The 15213-nt window shown below is 62.9% G+C and carries 16 protein-coding genes and 1 pseudogene; 6 read left to right on the top strand and 11 right to left on the bottom strand.

The window, feature by feature from the left end:
• The 4 genes and pseudogenes from EST26_RS07250 to EST26_RS07240 form a co-directional block, all read left to right on the top strand.
• A partial coding sequence (locus tag EST26_RS07250) for a hypothetical protein (RefSeq protein WP_291066582.1) occupies positions 1–686 on the top strand: 686 nt, incomplete at its 5' end.
• Between the two features lies 1 nt (position 687).
• Positions 688–1092: a nucleotidyltransferase substrate binding protein gene (locus EST26_RS07245; protein WP_291066580.1), complete on the top strand. Its 405-nt coding sequence runs from the start codon at positions 688–690 to the stop codon at positions 1090–1092.
• Positions 1089–1373 (top strand): annotated as a pseudogene (locus EST26_RS10475) (nucleotidyltransferase domain-containing protein); the annotation flags it as partial. The gene EST26_RS07245 and the pseudogene EST26_RS10475, both read left to right, overlap by 4 nt.
• A 69-nt stretch (positions 1374–1442) precedes the next feature.
• On the top strand, positions 1443–4082 hold the full coding sequence (locus EST26_RS07240) for a DEAD/DEAH box helicase family protein (protein ID WP_291066578.1): 2640 nt from the start codon (positions 1443–1445) through the stop codon (positions 4080–4082).
• Positions 4083–4160: 78 nt separating this feature from the next.
• On the opposite strand, the gene EST26_RS07235 is transcribed toward EST26_RS07240, so the two are convergent.
• The 8 genes from EST26_RS07235 to EST26_RS07200 form a co-directional block, all read right to left on the bottom strand.
• Positions 4161–4466, bottom strand: a complete 306-nt coding sequence (locus EST26_RS07235; protein WP_291066576.1) for a nitrogen fixation protein FixH — start codon at positions 4464–4466, stop codon at positions 4161–4163.
• Positions 4467–4519: 53 nt separating this feature from the next.
• The gene (gene ccoG, locus EST26_RS07230; RefSeq protein ID WP_291066589.1) at positions 4520–5893 is read right to left on the bottom strand and encodes a cytochrome c oxidase accessory protein CcoG; all 1374 of its coding nucleotides are present in this window, start codon (positions 5891–5893) and stop codon (positions 4520–4522) included.
• A gap of 182 nt (positions 5894–6075) precedes the next feature.
• Positions 6076–6990, bottom strand: a complete 915-nt coding sequence (gene ccoP, locus EST26_RS07225) for a cytochrome-c oxidase, cbb3-type subunit III (RefSeq protein WP_291066574.1) — start codon at positions 6988–6990, stop codon at positions 6076–6078.
• Complete coding sequence (locus EST26_RS07220; RefSeq protein WP_291066573.1) at positions 6987–7154, bottom strand: cbb3-type cytochrome c oxidase subunit 3; 168 nt, start codon at positions 7152–7154, stop codon at positions 6987–6989. The genes ccoP and EST26_RS07220 overlap by 4 nt, the downstream gene beginning before the upstream one ends.
• Positions 7155–7165: 11 nt before the next feature.
• Positions 7166–7786 (bottom strand): cytochrome-c oxidase, cbb3-type subunit II, encoded by a 621-nt coding sequence (gene ccoO, locus EST26_RS07215; protein WP_291066572.1) that lies wholly within the window; start codon positions 7784–7786, stop codon positions 7166–7168.
• 10 nt (positions 7787–7796) lie between these two features.
• Positions 7797–9242 (bottom strand): cytochrome-c oxidase, cbb3-type subunit I, encoded by a 1446-nt coding sequence (ccoN, locus tag EST26_RS07210; RefSeq protein ID WP_291066570.1) that lies wholly within the window; start codon positions 9240–9242, stop codon positions 7797–7799.
• A gap of 110 nt (positions 9243–9352) precedes the next feature.
• Complete coding sequence (gene ccoS, locus EST26_RS07205) at positions 9353–9490, bottom strand: cbb3-type cytochrome oxidase assembly protein CcoS (protein ID WP_291066569.1); 138 nt, start codon at positions 9488–9490, stop codon at positions 9353–9355.
• Positions 9491–9517: 27 nt separating this feature from the next.
• Positions 9518–11842 carry a cation-translocating P-type ATPase gene (locus EST26_RS07200; RefSeq protein ID WP_291066567.1) on the bottom strand — a complete coding sequence of 775 codons (2325 nt, stop codon included), beginning with the start codon at positions 11840–11842 and terminating at the stop codon, positions 9518–9520.
• A 219-nt stretch (positions 11843–12061) separates the two neighbouring features.
• Here EST26_RS07200 and EST26_RS07195 point away from each other — a divergent pair, with 219 nt between their 5' ends.
• On the top strand, positions 12062–12505 hold the full coding sequence (locus EST26_RS07195; protein ID WP_291066565.1) for a universal stress protein: 444 nt from the start codon (positions 12062–12064) through the stop codon (positions 12503–12505).
• A 198-nt stretch (positions 12506–12703) separates the two neighbouring features.
• Here EST26_RS07195 and EST26_RS07190 read toward each other — a convergent pair whose 3' ends face one another.
• The 3 genes from EST26_RS07190 to EST26_RS07180 form a co-directional block, all read right to left on the bottom strand.
• A complete protein-coding gene (locus EST26_RS07190; protein ID WP_291066563.1) occupies positions 12704–13492 on the bottom strand; it encodes an enoyl-CoA hydratase/isomerase family protein in 789 nt (262 codons plus the stop codon).
• Positions 13489–14316, bottom strand: coding sequence for a prolipoprotein diacylglyceryl transferase (gene lgt, locus EST26_RS07185; RefSeq protein WP_291066561.1), 828 nt, complete (start codon positions 14314–14316; stop codon positions 13489–13491). The genes EST26_RS07190 and lgt overlap by 4 nt, the downstream gene beginning before the upstream one ends.
• 184 nt (positions 14317–14500) lie before the next feature.
• Positions 14501–14737 (bottom strand): TIGR04438 family Trp-rich protein, encoded by a 237-nt coding sequence (locus EST26_RS07180; protein ID WP_291066559.1) that lies wholly within the window; start codon positions 14735–14737, stop codon positions 14501–14503.
• A 122-nt stretch (positions 14738–14859) separates the two neighbouring features.
• Between EST26_RS07180 and EST26_RS07175 the strand changes: the two genes are divergently transcribed.
• Positions 14860–15180, top strand: coding sequence for a c-type cytochrome (locus tag EST26_RS07175; protein ID WP_291066557.1), 321 nt, complete (start codon positions 14860–14862; stop codon positions 15178–15180).
• Positions 15181–15213 lie beyond the last annotated feature (33 nt).

The raw sequence follows: 15213 nt of genomic DNA, 5'->3' as shown, positions 1-15213 counted from the left end.
TGGCCACGGTGGACGCGATCAAGCGCGCCGAGGGGATGCTGGGTGGTGATGAACAGATGGAGTTGGGTGCGCAGAGCCCTCACCCTCCTTCGACCCTTCGACAGGCTCAGGACAGGCCAAGCTCAGGACAGGCCAAGCCTCTCCCGCCAGCGGGAGAGGGGGTAAAACCTCAGCGCAAGCGCTTCGACAAGATCGAAACCAAGATCGACGACGGTGTGCTGCGCGTGGAGGGCGTGCGTCGCATTTCGGAAATGGCACCCGGCCTGGGCGGCAGTTTCACCTATTGCACGCTGGGCGAGGCGGTGGACCTGGACAAGCTGCTCAGCGGCGAGCGGCTGCCCGCGTTCGACGCGCTGGGTGCCTGGCTGTTCTACACCGCCACCGGCGGCGCGCTGCCGCCCACGCCCAAGCAGGCGCCCGCCTGGTACCTGGGCGAGGCGAAAGACAGCCATGTGTGGCTGGTTTACCAACCGGAGCTGAATTTCTTGAAAAGCCCCGAGGCCGCGCTCACGCTGAGCCTGGCCAAACACATTCAGACCTGGGGCAGGGAGCACGATGCGGCGCGCGAGCGCAAGCCGCTGCGCCACCTGGTGTTTGCCCCGGCCAAGTACCTGAGCAACCGCCAGTTGCAGGAACACGGCGTGGACTACGCGCCGCTGCCGTTTGCGCTCTACCGGGAGAGCTGATATGCCGCATTACTCTGATCGAACGAAGCTGGAGCTACACAAGTTCGCCGATGCACTGGCCACCTTGCATGAGGCGGCAGTGGTACCTGAGGACAGGATGGCGCGTGACTCTTTGCTGCTGCGTTATGTGTACACCTTCGAGTTGGCTTGGCAAACCATGTTGTTTGTGCTCCAAGACCGCGGGGATCGTGAAACCCCCCGGCTGGCGTTCGCTGTGCTGGAAACCGGTTTCAAAGTGGGACTGGTTCGAGACCCCGCTTTGTGGAAGGCCATGCGTGCCGCACGCAACGCGGTGGTTCACGCCTATGACGAAGGCGTTGCCATGGCTCTTTCGGCCTTTGTGCGGGGCAGCGCTATGGCAGAGCTGGACAGACTGTTTCGTGCGCTGGAAGAAGGCACACCATGAAATGGTCGGATTTCGGCATTGCCCCAGGTATCGCGAGGCAACTGCGTGGGTGGCTTGAGAAGGTACCCGGTGTTGAGCGGGTGTGGATCTATGGTTCGCGTGCCAGGGGTGACCACCGTGCCACATCCGATATCGATCTGTGTATAGATGCACCCGACATGGCGCCGGGGAATTTTGCGTCGTTGTCCCTCGGGTTGCAGGATGCAGGGTTTATTTATGGACTCGATGTAACGCGTTGGCAGGACGTGGTGAGCGATGTGCTGCGACAGAACATCCAAAAGGATCGAAAGATCTTCTGGCAACCGGTCGCCACCCGGCTGTCGACCCGCGCTGTGGGTGCTGGTGTGGAGGTGAAGCGCTTTCAGGCGCGGGTGCTGGGGCAATTGGACGGCTACCTGGATGAGCTGAGTCGGCAGGCAGCGCTGGTGGCACGCAACAACCAAGCCCTGAAGGCCATGGAAGACCAAGAGGGTATGGAGGACCTGGCGCGCGAGGCGGGCGACTTTCCCAAAAAGGCCTGGACCGTGCTCAAACGCCATAACCTGCTGCCGCCCCACTTTGCCAGCCAGCCGTATTCCAGCCGCTTCGACGGCGCGGGCCGCGCCATCCCCAATGTGTGCCTGAAGGTGCCCACCGGGGGCGGCAAGACGCTGCTGGCCGCGGCCAGCGTGGCGCGCGTGTTCAGCGCCTACCTGAACCAGCACACCGGGCTGGTGCTGTGGGTGGTGCCCAACGAAGCGATTTACCGCCAGACGCTCAAGACCCTGAGCGACCGCGACCACCCCTACCGCCAGATGCTGAACGTGGCGGGGGCCGGGCGGGTGAAGGTGCTGGAAAAGAATTCGCCGCTGTCGCGCCTGGACGTGGCGTCGCACCTGTGCGTGATGGTGCTGATGCTGCAGTCGGCCGCGCGGCAGAGCAAGGAGACGCTGCGCTTCTTCCGCGACCGGGGCAATGTGCTGGGCTTTCTGCCGCGAGAGGACGACATCGAGGCGCACTGGGCGCTGCTGCGCGAGGTGCCCAACCTGGACGCCTACGGCAGCCCCTGGCAGAGTGCTGAAGAAGCGCGCGCGCAAAAGGGTTCGATTGTCAAAAGCTCGCTGGGCAATGTGATGCGGCTGCTGCGGCCGATGGTGGTGATCGACGAAGGCCACCACGCCTATTCGGAAAACGCGCTGTCCACGCTCGACGGCTTCAACCCCTGTTTCATGCTGGAGCTGTCGGCCACGCCGCGCGTGGCCTCAGTCAAGGGGCGGGGCTCGAACATTTTGGTCGATGTGCGCGGCACCGACCTGGACGAGGCCGAGATGATCAAGCTGCCGATCCATGTGGAGCTGCGGCGCTGGGCCGACTGGCAGGCTTGCCTGGCGGCATCGCTGCACCAGCTCGACGCCTTGCAGCGCGAGGCGCAGGCGCTGCAGGCGCAGACGGCGCGCTACATCCGGCCGATCTTGCTGGTGCAGGTGGAGCGCACCGGGGCCGACATGCGCGACGCGGGCTTCATCCACGCCGAAGACGCCAAGGCCTACCTGCTGCAACTCGGCTTGACCGAGCGCCAGATCGCGATCAAGACGTCGGAGAAAGACGAGTTGAAGCAGCCGGAAAACATCGACCTGCTGTCGCCGCAGTGTGAGATCAGGGCCATCATCACCAAGCAAGCGCTGCAAGAGGGCTGGGATTGCCCGTTTGCCTATGTGCTCAGTGCGCTGGCGGCGGGCCGCAACCCGGCGGCCATGACGCAGCTGGTGGGGCGCATCCTGCGCCAGCCGCAGGTGACCAAGACGGGGCGCGAGGCGCTGGACGCTTGCTACGTGCAGTGTTTCGACGCCAAGACCTCGGACGTGGTGAAAGCGATCAAAAAGTCGCTCGAAGGCGAGGGCCTGGGCGACCTGGCCGTGGCGGTGCACGGCGATGCAACAGCGACGGAGAAAACGGAGCGCCGCATTTCCCTGAGGCGCCGCGCCGAGCTGGCGGACGTGCGCATTTTTGTGCCCAAGGTGACCTGGGCCGAGGCGGGCGCGGTGCGCCGCGAGCTGGTGTACGAGAGCGACGTGCTGGCGCGGCTGGATTGGGCGGCTTTGAATGTGGATGGTCTGGCCATGGCCTGGGCGCCCGATCTGCAGATGGGCGGTGCGCAGCATTTGACGATTGATCTGTCCATCCTCTCGCGCGATGCGCAGGTTCAGCAGACCCAAGATGCGGCGCAGACGCAAACACTGGACCGCGCGCGCATGGTCAGGGCGTTGCTGGACTTGGCGCCCAATGCCTGGCTGGTTTGGGATTGGGTGGATCGGGTGCTCATGCGACTCATGCAGCAGGGCATGGCGGAATCGGTGTTGGCGCGGTCCGTTTCATCGCTGACCGAGCGCCTGCGCATCGACATTGAGAAAGAGCGTGACCGAATGGCTCAGGGTGAGTTCAACCGACTTGTGGAGCAGGGCTTGGTGCAGTTCTCCTTGCGGGCGGATGCCATGGACTACGAACTCCCGCATTCGGCAGAACTCATGTTGGCCAGCCAGCCACCGGTGTTGCAGCGGCCAGATGCTCGTGCCGTGCAGAAAAGTCTGCTGGAACCGGCTTTGCACACGCCGGACATGAACGAACTGGAAGTCGCGTTTGCGGGCTATCTGGACCAGAAAGCGGCGCTGCGCTGGTGGCACCGCAATGTGGCGCGAACGCAGTACGGGCTGCAGGGCTGGAAGCGCCACAAGGTCTATCCTGACTTTGTCTTTGCTGTGGTCAAGCAAAACGGGCAGACCCGCACCGTGGTCATGGAAACCAAGGGCTTGCAGTTCGAAGGCAACTCGGACACCGGCTACAAGCAGGCGCTGCTCGCCCGCTTGACGCAAGCGTTCAAAGACGAGCGGTTCGCGCGCGCGGGTGAGTTGACGCTGGAAGTAGCGGACCGGACCGAAGTGGTGTGCGACCTGGTGTTTGAGGGCGACTGGCGCGGCACGCTGGAACATCGCCACTTTTCGGCGACGTCCTGATGACTGCTGCCTATCTTCTCCTGAACAATCCTGTCGCGCTGGGCCAGGACCAGCGCCGACCCGCACCCGCTCAGCCGCTCAGTCGATGACCGGAACCACAGGCGAGGCGGCGTTGTTGCGCGCCTGGCGTGCCGGTTGAAATTTAATCAGGGCGTCGACGCGCGCCTGGCCTTCGAGCATGCGCGCTGCCGCCAGATCGCGTTCGAAGACTTCCTTGTCCAGCACCGGGTCCTTGCCGGTGATCGCTACGGTGGCAAAAGTCAGGCTGACAACGACCATGAAAGCCGGACCGCCCACCACCATCCACATGTGCGGATATTTCCACCACGGCCCGGAATGTGGTTCAGCGGTGCGCCGGGTGGATGCTTGGATGTCGGGGTTCATGCAAATCTCCAAAGAACAAAACAAAACAAAACAAAAATGCTGCCAGCACCTGCTCAACGCGGCACCACGAACGCCGACGCCGTGCGGGCTTGCATTACTGTAGCGCCGACCGATCGAATGTCAAATTGAATCGGATGCGAACCGCTGCCGACCGCACCCGGGGGCAAGCGGACGCGCACGGCAAGCGAGCGCGCACCCAGTGGTTCGACATCTGCCTGGGTGGCAGACGCCATGACGATACCTGGCAATCCGCTCACGCTGATCTCGTAGCGCTGCGGGGTTTCGGTGGCATTTCGGATTTCAAGACGGAACACGTTTTCGATCCACCCTTGTTCGACCAGGCGCGCCAACACGGCGCGGTCGCGCATCACGTCAACCTTGAGCGGGGTGCGCATGATCAGGCCAACCAGCACGGCGAACGAGATCGCCAGCAGAATGCCGGAGTAGACCAGCACCCGCGGGCGCAGGGCGCGGCGCAGCATCTGGGAGCGACTCCAGCCCAGATCGACGCCGTTTTGCGTTGAATACCTGACCAGCCCGCGTGCGTAACCCACCTTGTCCATCACCTGGTCGCAGACGTCGATGCAGGCACCACAGCCGATGCATTCGTACTGCAAGCCCTTGCGAATGTCGATGCCGGTCGGGCACACTTGCACGCACAAGGTGCAATCGATGCAGGCGCCCAGACCCAAGGCCTGGGGATCGGATTTTCTGGAGCGCGGACCGCGCGGCTCGCCGCGCTGCTGGTCGTAGGTGACGATCAAGGTATCACGATCGAACATCGCGCTCTGAAAGCGCGCGTAGGGGCACATGTACTTGCACACCTGTTCGCGCAAGAAACCGGCGTTGCCGTAGGTGGCAAAACCGTAAAAGAAAATCCAGAAGGTCTGCCACGGCCCCAAGGCGAGCGCCCAGCTCAGATCCCACAGCTCGCGGATCGGCGTGAAGTAGCCGACGAAGGTAAAGCCGGTCCAAAGCGAAAACAGCAGCCACAGCGCGTGCTTGGTCCATTTCTTGCCGAATTTTTTGACCGACAGACCCACCTTGTCCAGCCGCATGCGGGCCGATCGATCGCCCTCGACCTTCTTCTCGATCCACAAAAAAATCTCGGTGTAGACCGTCTGCGGGCAGGCGTAACCACACCAGAGCCGGCCGGCAACGGCGCTGAACACGAACAGCGCCAGCGCCGAGATGACCAGCAAACCGGTGAGGTAAATCAAATCCTGCGGCTGCAAGACCAGCCCGAACAGGAAGAAGCGGCGCGCCTCGAGATCAAACAAAACGGCCTGGCGCTCGTTCCATTGCAACCAGGGCAAGCCATAAAAGACGATTTGCGTCAGCCAGACAGTGACCCAACGCCAATTTGAAAACACACCGACCACCGAGCGCGGATAAATTTTTTCCCGTTCAGCGTAGAACGGCACCATCTCCTCGTCAGCAGCCAGCGCTTGCGTGTGCGATGGGTCGGTCGCAATGGGGATGACTTTTCTCGCCGCGTCTGTGTCTGGCTGGGCTGTCTTCACATGAAATCTCACGCTGGAAAAAAGAAACGGCTGGTCGATCCGTACGACCGACCAGCCCACGCTTCATGAAGAAACTCAGCCCAGACTCACTGAGCGGCAGCAGGCTTGTTGGACAGACCCCAGACGTAGGCCGCGAGCACCCTGATCTGATCTTCGTTCAACAAGGCCGACTGGGCCGGCATCATATTGGTAAAGCCCTCGTTGATGGAGCGGACAATGGCCGCTTCGCCAAACCCATGCAACCAGATGTCGTCGGTCAGGTTGGGTGCGCCCAAGGCGGTCATGCCTTTGCCGTCCACGCCATGGCAAGCCGCGCAGGAGGCAAAGCCTGCTTTGCCTTGAAACGCACGCACCGAGTCATGCGGGCTGCCCGAGAGGCTGAGCACGTAGTGCGCCAGGTTGCGCACCGCCTCGGCGTCGCCCACCGCTGCCGCCATGGGCGGCATGACGCCGGTGCGGCCTTCGGCAATGCTGGTGACGATGGAGGCGTGGTCACCCCCCCATATCCAGTCTTTGTCGGTCAGGTTGGGAAAGGTAGGCGCGCCGCGGGCGTCGGTGGCGTGACAGAGAGCGCAGTTGTTCATGAACAGACGCTCCCCGATGGCTATTGCCTGCGGGTCGGCTGCAATCTGCTCGGGCGTCATGGCGTCAAAGCGGGCGAAGATGGGCGCCATCTCCTGCTCGACCCGCGCCGCTTCGGCCCGGTACTGACCCGACGAGGTCCAGCCCAGCAGACCCGGAAACTTGCCGAACATCGGATACAAGGCGCCGTAGACCAGCGCAAAGACGACCGTGATGACGAACAGATAAACCCACCACTTCGGCAGTGGGTTGTTCAACTCCTTGAGGTCTTCGTCCCAGACGTGTCCGGTGGTGTTGTCGGCTGTGGTCGACGCCTTGGTGGTACCGCTGACCCAGAGCAGAACCAGGCAAGCCAGGATACTGATCAGTGTCACCCCGGCCACGAAATAATGCCAGAAATCACTTGTAAAGTCGCTCATGATGATCCTTTTGTGGGTGGCTCAGGTTCGTCTTCCTTGAATGGCAGTTGCGCCGCTTCGTCGAATCGGTCCTTGTTGTGCCTGGACCAGGCCCAGAACACGATGCCGACGAAAGCCAGCAAGCTGAGCACCGTGACGATGCTGCGCATGATGTTGATGTCCATGACTGGGCCAATTACTTGCGCGCGGTGCCCAGCACCTGCAAATAGGCTATCAAGGCATCCATCTCGGTCTTGCCCCTGACCGCCTCGACCGAAGCGGCAATTTCCTCGTCGGTGTAGGGCGCGCCCAGGGTACGCAAAACCTCCATGCGCCGGGGCATGCCCTCGGCGTCAACCATCCTGTGTTCCAGCCAGGGGTAGGCCGGCATATTGGACTCGGGCACCACGGCGCGCGGGTTGATCAGGTGGATGCGGTGCCACTCGTCGCTGTAGCGTCCACCGACGCGGTGCAGGTCGGGCCCGGTGCGCTTGGAACCCCACTGAAACGGCCGGTCGTAGACGAATTCACCCGCCACCGAATACGGACCGTAGCGCAGCGTTTCCGCCCTGAATGGCCGGATCATCTGCGAGTGGCAGTTGAAGCAGCCTTCGCTGACGTAAACGTCTCGCCCGGCGAGCTGCAGCGCGGTATAGGGTTTGAGCCCATCGATCGGCTGCGTGAGCGACTTCTTGAAGAACAGCGGAACGATCTCGACCAGCCCTCCGACCGAAATCACCATCACGATGAGAACGATCATCAAGAAGTTGTTGGTCTCGACCCGCGCATGACCCGTGAGTTTTTCTTTATTTGCCATGTTTCTCTCCTCAGGCGTGAGCGGGGTTGACGGCCGGGATGCTCACGTCTACCGGGCGGCCGTTGCGCGCCGTCATGATGACGTTCCACAGCATGATGACCATGCCGCCGAAGTACAGCGTGCCACCGATCAGACGAATCACGTAGAACGGATAGGTTGCGCTCAGGGCTTCGACGAAGGTGTAGGTCAGCGTGCCGTCGGGGTTGATCGAGCGCCACATCAGGCCCTGCATCACGCCGGCAATCCACATCGACGCGATGTAGAGGACGATGCCGATGACGGCGACCCAGAAGTGCAGCTCGATGGCCGGCACCGAGAACATCTTCTTCTGGCCGAACAGGCGCGGAATCAGGTAGTACAGCGATCCCATGGAGATCAGACCGACCCAGCCCAGGGCACCCGAGTGCACGTGGCCGATGGTCCAGTCGGTGTAGTGCGACAGCGCGTTGACGGTCTTGATCGACATCATCGGGCCTTCGAAGGTCGACATGCCGTAGAACGACAGCGAGACGATCAGGAAGCGCAGAATGGGGTCGTCACGCAACTTGTGCCAGGCGCCCGAGAGCGTCATGATGCCGTTGATCATGCCGCCCCAGCTCGGCGCCAGCAAGATGAGCGAGAACACCATGCCGATCGACTGCGTCCAATCCGGCAGCGCCGTGTAGTGCAGGTGGTGCGGGCCGGCCCACATGTAGGTGAAGATCAGCGCCCAGAAGTGGACGATGGACAGGCGGTAGGAGTAGATCGGCCGCTCGGCTTGCTTGGGGATGAAGTAGTACATCATGCCCAGGAAGGCGGCGGTGAGGAAAAAGCCGACCGCATTGTGGCCGTACCACCACTGCACCATGGCGTCTTGCACACCCGCGTAGGCCGAGTAGGAGTCGGTCCAGCTCACCGGCAGCGCCGCGCTGTTGACGATGTGCAGCAGCGCCACGGCGATGATGAACGCACCGAAAAACCAGTTGGCCACGTAGATGTGGCGCACCTTGCGAATGCTTATGGTGCCGAAGAACACAACGGCGTAGAGCACCCAGACCAGCGCCAGCAGGATGTCGATGGGCCACTCCAGTTCCGCATACTCTTTGCCACTGGTGATGCCCAGCGGCAAGGTGATGACGGCCAGCACAATCACCAGGTTGTAACCCCAGAAGGTGACCCAGGCCAGCTTGTCCGAAATCAGCCGGGTGTGGCAGGTGCGCTGCACGATGTAGTAGCTGGTGGCAAACAGCACGCAACCGCCAAAGGCGAAGATCACCGCGTTGGTGTGCAAGGGGCGCAACCGACCGAAGGACAGCCACGGAATCCCCGCGGTGAGATCCGGCCAAATCATCTGAGCGGCGATGATGACCCCGACCAGCATGCCGACCACGCCGTAGACCACCGCCGCAATGGCGAACCAGCGGACCACGCCGTCGTTGTAGACCGCCGACTGGCTGGCCTTTGTTATCACGGACATACAGAACTCCTCGTCTTTGCTGTTACGAACATACAAAACTCCTTGCAATCATCAGCGAGTGTAGTCTCTTCGGGAACCTTGCTCGGCGATTTGACTCAAGTCAAACCGTCTCAATCTTCGCGCAGGATTCGTTCGCCTTCGCGCTCGACGTCGTCGAACTGACCGCCCTGCAGGGCCCACCAGAACAGAGCGATGATGAAGATCACCAGCACCACCGAAATCGGGATCAGTAGGTACAGTATTTCCATTGGAGTGCTTTCGGCTCGGCAGCGATGCTACGCTGATTGCGGGGCGTTCTGCCCGGGTGACAGGTCGCTTGCGGTAAATTTTCGGCTCATGGGCTGCCGAGACAGCCGCATCGCGTTGCCAATCACCAACAGCGAGCTGGCCGCCATGCCCAGGCCAGCCGCCCAAGGCGGCATCCAGCCGGCCACGGCCATCGGCACCGCCAAGGTGTTGTAGCTGGCGGCCCAAATCAGGTTTTGCCGCACGATGCGCATGGTCAGGCGCGCTTGGCGCAAGGTGTCGACCACGTCCATCACCTGCCCGCTCTGGATCACATAGTCGGAGTGGGCTTGCGCCAGCGGCGCGGCGTGACCCAGCGCAAAGGAAGTGTCGGCGCGCGCCAGCACCGGGCCGTCGTTGAGCCCGTCGCCGACCATGGCAATTTTTCTGCCCTGCGCTTGCAGCGCCACCAACTCGACCAATTTTTGTTCGGGCGAGGCGCCGGCGATGACATGGTCGACGCCGACCGCCTGAGCGACCCATTGCGCCGCCGCTTCGCGGTCGCCCGAGAGCAGCCAGGTTCGCACACCCATGGCGCGCAAGGCCGCTACCGCTTCCTGCGCGTCGGGCCGCACCCCCTCTTGCAGCTCAAAGCGGGCCAGCCAGCCGTCTTGATCGCTCAGATAGGCGTGTGGGCTGTCGGGGTTGCCCCTTGCCGCTTCGGGCACCTGGCAAAAGGCCGCCGAGCCCAGACGCAGCCAGTGCCCCGCCGCGGCCTTGGCGTGCATGCCCTGGCCGGCAACTTCGATCATTTCATCCCACTGGGACGGCCCGATCTGGGCTTGATTTTCCGCCAACGCCGCCTGCGCCAGCGCGCGCGAGACCGGATGCAGCGAAGCCGCCGCCAGCTCGGCCGCCCGTGCCAGCGCCTGTTCGCGCGAGACACCCGCTCGCACCTGCACGGCGTGCAAGACCAGCCGATCTTTGGTCAGGGTGCCGGTCTTGTCGAACAGCACGGTGTTGATGTTGGACAGCGCCTCAAAAGCCTGCAAACGCCGCACCAGAATGCCGCGTCGCGCCAGCCAACCGGCCGAACTCAGCATGGCCGACGGCGTCGACAGCGCCAGCGCGCAGGGGCAGGTGACGATCAGCACCGCCACCGCCACCGCCAGCGCTTTGGATGGGTCGATGTGCCACCAGTACCAGGCAGCGCCGGCAGCGGCAATCAGCACCGCCACCAGAAAAGGCGCGGCAATCCGATCGGCCAGGATCGCCAGCCGCGGCTTCTCGGTCGAGGCCTGCTGCATCAAGTTGACGATTTGCGCAAAACGGGTGTCGCGGCCGATTTGACGAATGCGCACCAGCGCCGGCCCACCCAGGTTGAAGCTGCCGGCCACCACCGAATCGCCTCGCAGGCGCGTGATCGGACGTGACTCGCCGGTCAGCAAAGCCTCATCGACGCTGACTGAGGCGCTCACGACCTCGCCATCGCCCGGAAACGCCTGACCGGCATGCACCCGCACGATGTCGCCCTTGTTCAGCCGACGCAGTGAAACCTTCTCATAAGCGCCGTCTTCTCGCTGGCGCTCACACAGATCGGGCAATCGGTTCATCAGGCTGTCGAGGGCGCCGGCGGTGCTGTCGCGCGCCTTGAAGCTGAGGTAGCGCGCACCGAGCAAAAACCAGACGAACATGGTCAGCGAGTCGAACCAGACTTCCTTGCCCCAGGGGCCGCTGGGATCGAAGGTGGCAGCGCTGCTGGCGACGAAGGTGACCAAAATACCGACCGATACCGGCGTGTCCATGCCGATGCGGCCGAGCTTGAGATCGCGCCAGGCGTTGCTGAAAAACGGCGTGGCGGCAAACAGCATGACCGGCAGGCTCAGCACCCAACTGGCCCAGCGCAGCAACTGATAGAGGTCGCTCGGGATTTCTCCTGGCTCGGTGACGAACGACGGCCACGCGTACATCATGACCTGCATCATGCAAAAACCAGCCACGAACAGGCGCCAGAGCTCGCGCCGCGTCTCGGCCACGCGCTCGCTCACGCTGAGCGCTTGCTGCATAGGCAGCAGGCGGTAGCCGGTCTGGCCGACCAGGCGCGCCAAGACAGACAGTCGGGTCAGCGCCGGATCCCAGGACAGACTCAGGCGCCGGGTGGCGGCGTGCACCTGGGCGCGCCGCACGCCGGGCACATCGCGCAGCACGTATTCGACTGTGTCGGCACAGGCGGCGCAATACATGCCCTGCACCATCAGCACCGAGTCGGCGCCGGGGCGGCCGTCTTGCTCGCTGAAATCGGTGAATTCCTGCTGCTCGAGCGGGTCGTCGAGCACGGAAAAATCATCATCGACCTGCAAGGGCCCGCGGTGCATACCCAACCAAGCCGCAGACTCTGCAGCCGCTGGCCTGGTGGGCTCCGACAGGGCCGACGGCACTGGGTAGTCAGAAGTCAACCCCAGCGGGGGCGTAGGGGCAGCCTCGTTCATGGCCCCGAGGATAACGGAATAAGCCGCGCGCCCGATTGATTTTTCTCAAACAGAATCGGTTGTTATTTGTTAGTCTCGAGCTCTGCAATTTCTGAGGTAGCGAGTATGTACAAACGCATCCTGGTGGCCACCGACGGCTCCAAACTTTCCGAACAAGCGGTCGAACAAGCAATCGACCTGGCCGACCTGACCGGCGCCGAGGTGGTGGCGCTCAAAGTCGTTCCGTGCTATCCGCAGACTTACTTCGAGGGCGGCGTGTCCCTGGCAGCGCCCGAGGTGGCCCGGATCGAGAAGCAGTGGCAGGACGAAGCCATGGGTGTGGTGAACGCGGTCAAATCGGCCGGACAGTTGCGCGAGGTGAAGGTCAAACCGGTGACGGTCAAATCTGACCTGATCGCCGAAGCGATCATCGCTACCGCCAAGCGCCACAAATGCGACCTGATCGTGATGGCCTCGCACGGCCGACGCGGCATCAAGCGCTTGCTGCTGGGCAGTGAAACGCAGCAGGTGCTGACGCACTCGCACACCCCGGTGCTGGTGCTGCGCTGATCACCCCGTGTTTCGTTTGTCAGGCGCGGCTCAAGCAAGCCGCGTTTTGTCGTTCTCGCGCAAGGGCTTTTTCTGCATCCTGCCCATGCCCTTGCGCGACTGCTGTTGCGCGCTTGATGGGACAAATAAAACCGATGGATTTTTGACCCTGATGAGGCGCACAGCAAGCGCGCAGGGTCGTGGCTCACGTCCCTGAGTTCAGAACCGGGCGCGCCGCTTGCTCAAAAAGGCCGCGATGCCTTCGCGCTGCTCGGCGCTGTCGGCGTAGTCGTAGGCGTCAAGCGGGGTGGACTCAACGCAAGTAGCGGCCGCCAGCGCGCGCAAACTGCGTTTGTTCCGACGTGCGGCCTGCGGTGCCAGCGTCAGCAATTGCTGCACCCGCGCCTGCGCCTGCTCCAGCAACTCGGCATCGCCGTACACGGCGTGCAGAAAACCGCGCGCCTTCATCTCGGCGGCGTCGAGCACGGCGGCTTGCAACAACATCTCACGCACCGTCGCCCACCCGACCTCTCGCACCAGCAACTGCGCTTCGCGCGGTGCCATCGGAAAACCCAGACGCGCAATCGGCGCACCCAAGCGGGCGGACGCGCCCGCCAGACGCAGATCGCAGCAACTGGCGATCTCCAGCCCGGCGCCCATGCAGTTGCCGGCAATTTGCGCCACGATGGGAACGTCGCAGGCCAGCATGGCAGACAAGCCGGCCCAGACTTCATTCTCATGAAAATCGTGCAGCTCGTTGATTTGGAACCGAAAGTCCGGATACTCGGAAATGTCGCCACCGGCGCAAAAGTGGCCGTCGGCACCGCTGAGGTGCACACAGCGCAAGGACTCAGTGGCAGCAATTTGCTCGAACACCGTGCGCAACTGGCGCCACATGGCGCGCGACATGGCGTTGAACTTGCCTGGGTGGCACAGCGTGACGCGGGCCACACCCGCTTGCAGCACGCAGCCCACCCGGGCGCCGCCCAGGCCAGCAGGCGACGTCACCGCAGCGCTCCGACAGCCGATGCGGCGCGCTGGCCGCACCACCACCACAGCGCCGCACCACCCAGAATCATAGGCACGCACAGCCACTGACCCAGGCTCATGCCCAGCGCCAGCAGACCCAGGTGGGCGTCGGGCTCTCGGAAAAACTCGGCAATGAAGCGAAAGACGCCATAACCGAACAAAAAGGCCGCCGAAACCTGACCCACGGCGCGCGGCTTGCGTGCGTACAGCCACAGCAGCACGAACAGCAGCAAGCCTTCGAGCAGCAATTGATAGAGTTGCGATGGGTGGCGCGGCAGGTCACCGGCGCCCCGAAACACCATGCCCCAGGGAAGCGACGGATCGGCCACCCGGCCCCAGAGCTCGCCGTTGATGAAGTTACCCAGCCGCCCTGACGCCACTCCGGTGGGCACACAGGGCACGACAAAATCCATCACCTGCAAAAACGTCCGCTGGCGGCTGTGCGCGTACCAGAACATGGCCAGCATGACCCCGATCATGCCGCCGTGAATGCTCATGCCGCCATCCCAGATGGCGAATATCTCGAGCGGATTGGCCAGGTAATAAGCGGGCTTGTAAAACAGGCAGTACCCCAGGCGCCCGCCCCCTACCACGCCCAGAACACCGAGAAACAGAATGTCTTCGACGTCGCGCCGCGTCCAGGGCTGCGGCTGGGTCACGCTGGCAAAGGGCTGGTGGCGCAGGCGCAGCGTGGCCAGCAAGAAAAACAAAGCAAAGCCCAGCAGATAGGTCAGCCCGTACCAGTGGACAGACAAGGGCCCGATTTGCAGCGCGACAGGATCGATGTGGGGATGAATCAGCATGGGGGCTATTGTGCCCGCACGCGGCGGCAGCGGCCCCTGGCCCAGGCGGCCAGCGCACGAAAACACGGCAGCGCTGGCGGCAGGTTAAAGCGCAACCAGAGCAGAGGGGGTCGACCTCGCCTTGGGACTCCGTATCCCATGACCGGGCTCAGGCCCTGGCTGGCTGGCTGGGCCACGCTGAACGTCAGCGCTTGGTCTTGAGCCCCATCGATTTGCGCTGGCGGTCGATCCGAGCCTGTTTTTTCTGCTCCATTTTCTCCATCACCCGACGCTTGGTATAGCCAGAGGCGTCGGCCCAGGCCCACCAGGCCAGCGCCATGGCAAATGGCGACAGCACCAGCCACCAAGACCAGTCGGCCACGAAGCCAAGGCCTAAGTACTTCAGCAACAGCAGGCCAACGCCAAGCATCATGAAATACATCACAGCCCTCCGCCTAAAGTTGTTCTTGCAGAAGCAAAATGCACTGCAGACAAGCAGCGCCGCGAGCGAATCGATAGAATGAGACCATTATCAACGCTCAACCCCACCGCGAGAACTTGCCCATGAAACGCGCTCTCTTTATCCTGGCTGCAGCCAGCATTTTCTCAGCCCCTGCGCTGTCTTCTACCGTCCCCGCTGAAGATGCTTTGGCCAGGAGCAAGAACTGCATGGCCTGTCACGCCGTCGACAGAAGAATGGTTGGCCCTTCGTTCCGGGATATTGCCCAGCGCTACGCCGGCAACGCCCGCGCCCCCGAGTTGCTGGCCGGCAAGATCATCCGCGGCGGCTCAGGCGTCTGGGGACCCATCCCGATGCCACCTAGCCCGCAAGTCAATGAAGCCGAAGCCAGGCGCTTGGCGGTTTGGATTTTGGCTACCCGATAAGGTGTTTTGCCCCAGAAAAAATCCCTCGCTAGC

The sequence above is a fragment of the Hydrogenophaga sp. genome (assembly GCF_014773545.1).
Taxonomy (GTDB): domain Bacteria; phylum Pseudomonadota; class Gammaproteobacteria; order Burkholderiales; family Burkholderiaceae_C; genus Hydrogenophaga.
The sequence above is the reverse complement of the archived record's forward strand: the minus strand, read 5'-3'. Positions and strand labels throughout refer to the sequence as shown.

What these genes read in the sequence shown, in the direction of transcription:
- ccoO (WP_291066572.1), bottom strand. Translation starts at nt 7,786, where the DNA reads ATGGCAAATAAAGAAAAACTCACGGGTCATGCGCGGGTCGAGACCAAC.
- EST26_RS07235 (WP_291066576.1), bottom strand. Translation starts at nt 4,466, where the DNA reads ATGAACCCCGACATCCAAGCATCCACCCGGCGCACCGCTGAACCACAT.
- ccoG (WP_291066589.1), bottom strand. Translation starts at nt 5,893, where the DNA reads ATGGTGCCGTTCTACGCTGAACGGGAAAAAATTTATCCGCGCTCGGTG.
- ccoN (WP_291066570.1), bottom strand. Translation starts at nt 9,242, where the DNA reads ATGTCCGTGATAACAAAGGCCAGCCAGTCGGCGGTCTACAACGACGGC.
- ccoS (WP_291066569.1), bottom strand. Translation starts at nt 9,490, where the DNA reads ATGGAAATACTGTACCTACTGATCCCGATTTCGGTGGTGCTGGTGATC.
- lgt (WP_291066561.1), bottom strand. Translation starts at nt 14,316, where the DNA reads ATGCTGATTCATCCCCACATCGATCCTGTCGCGCTGCAAATCGGGCCC.
- ccoP (WP_291066574.1), bottom strand. Translation starts at nt 6,990, where the DNA reads ATGAGCGACTTTACAAGTGATTTCTGGCATTATTTCGTGGCCGGGGTG.
- EST26_RS07175 (WP_291066557.1), top strand. Translation starts at nt 14,860, where the DNA reads ATGAAACGCGCTCTCTTTATCCTGGCTGCAGCCAGCATTTTCTCAGCC.
- EST26_RS07200 (WP_291066567.1), bottom strand. Translation starts at nt 11,842, where the DNA reads ATGCACCGCGGGCCCTTGCAGGTCGATGATGATTTTTCCGTGCTCGAC.
- EST26_RS07220 (WP_291066573.1), bottom strand. Translation starts at nt 7,154, where the DNA reads ATGGACATCAACATCATGCGCAGCATCGTCACGGTGCTCAGCTTGCTG.
- EST26_RS07245 (WP_291066580.1), top strand. Translation starts at nt 688, where the DNA reads ATGCCGCATTACTCTGATCGAACGAAGCTGGAGCTACACAAGTTCGCC.
- EST26_RS07180 (WP_291066559.1), bottom strand. Translation starts at nt 14,737, where the DNA reads ATGTATTTCATGATGCTTGGCGTTGGCCTGCTGTTGCTGAAGTACTTA.
- EST26_RS07195 (WP_291066565.1), top strand. Translation starts at nt 12,062, where the DNA reads ATGTACAAACGCATCCTGGTGGCCACCGACGGCTCCAAACTTTCCGAA.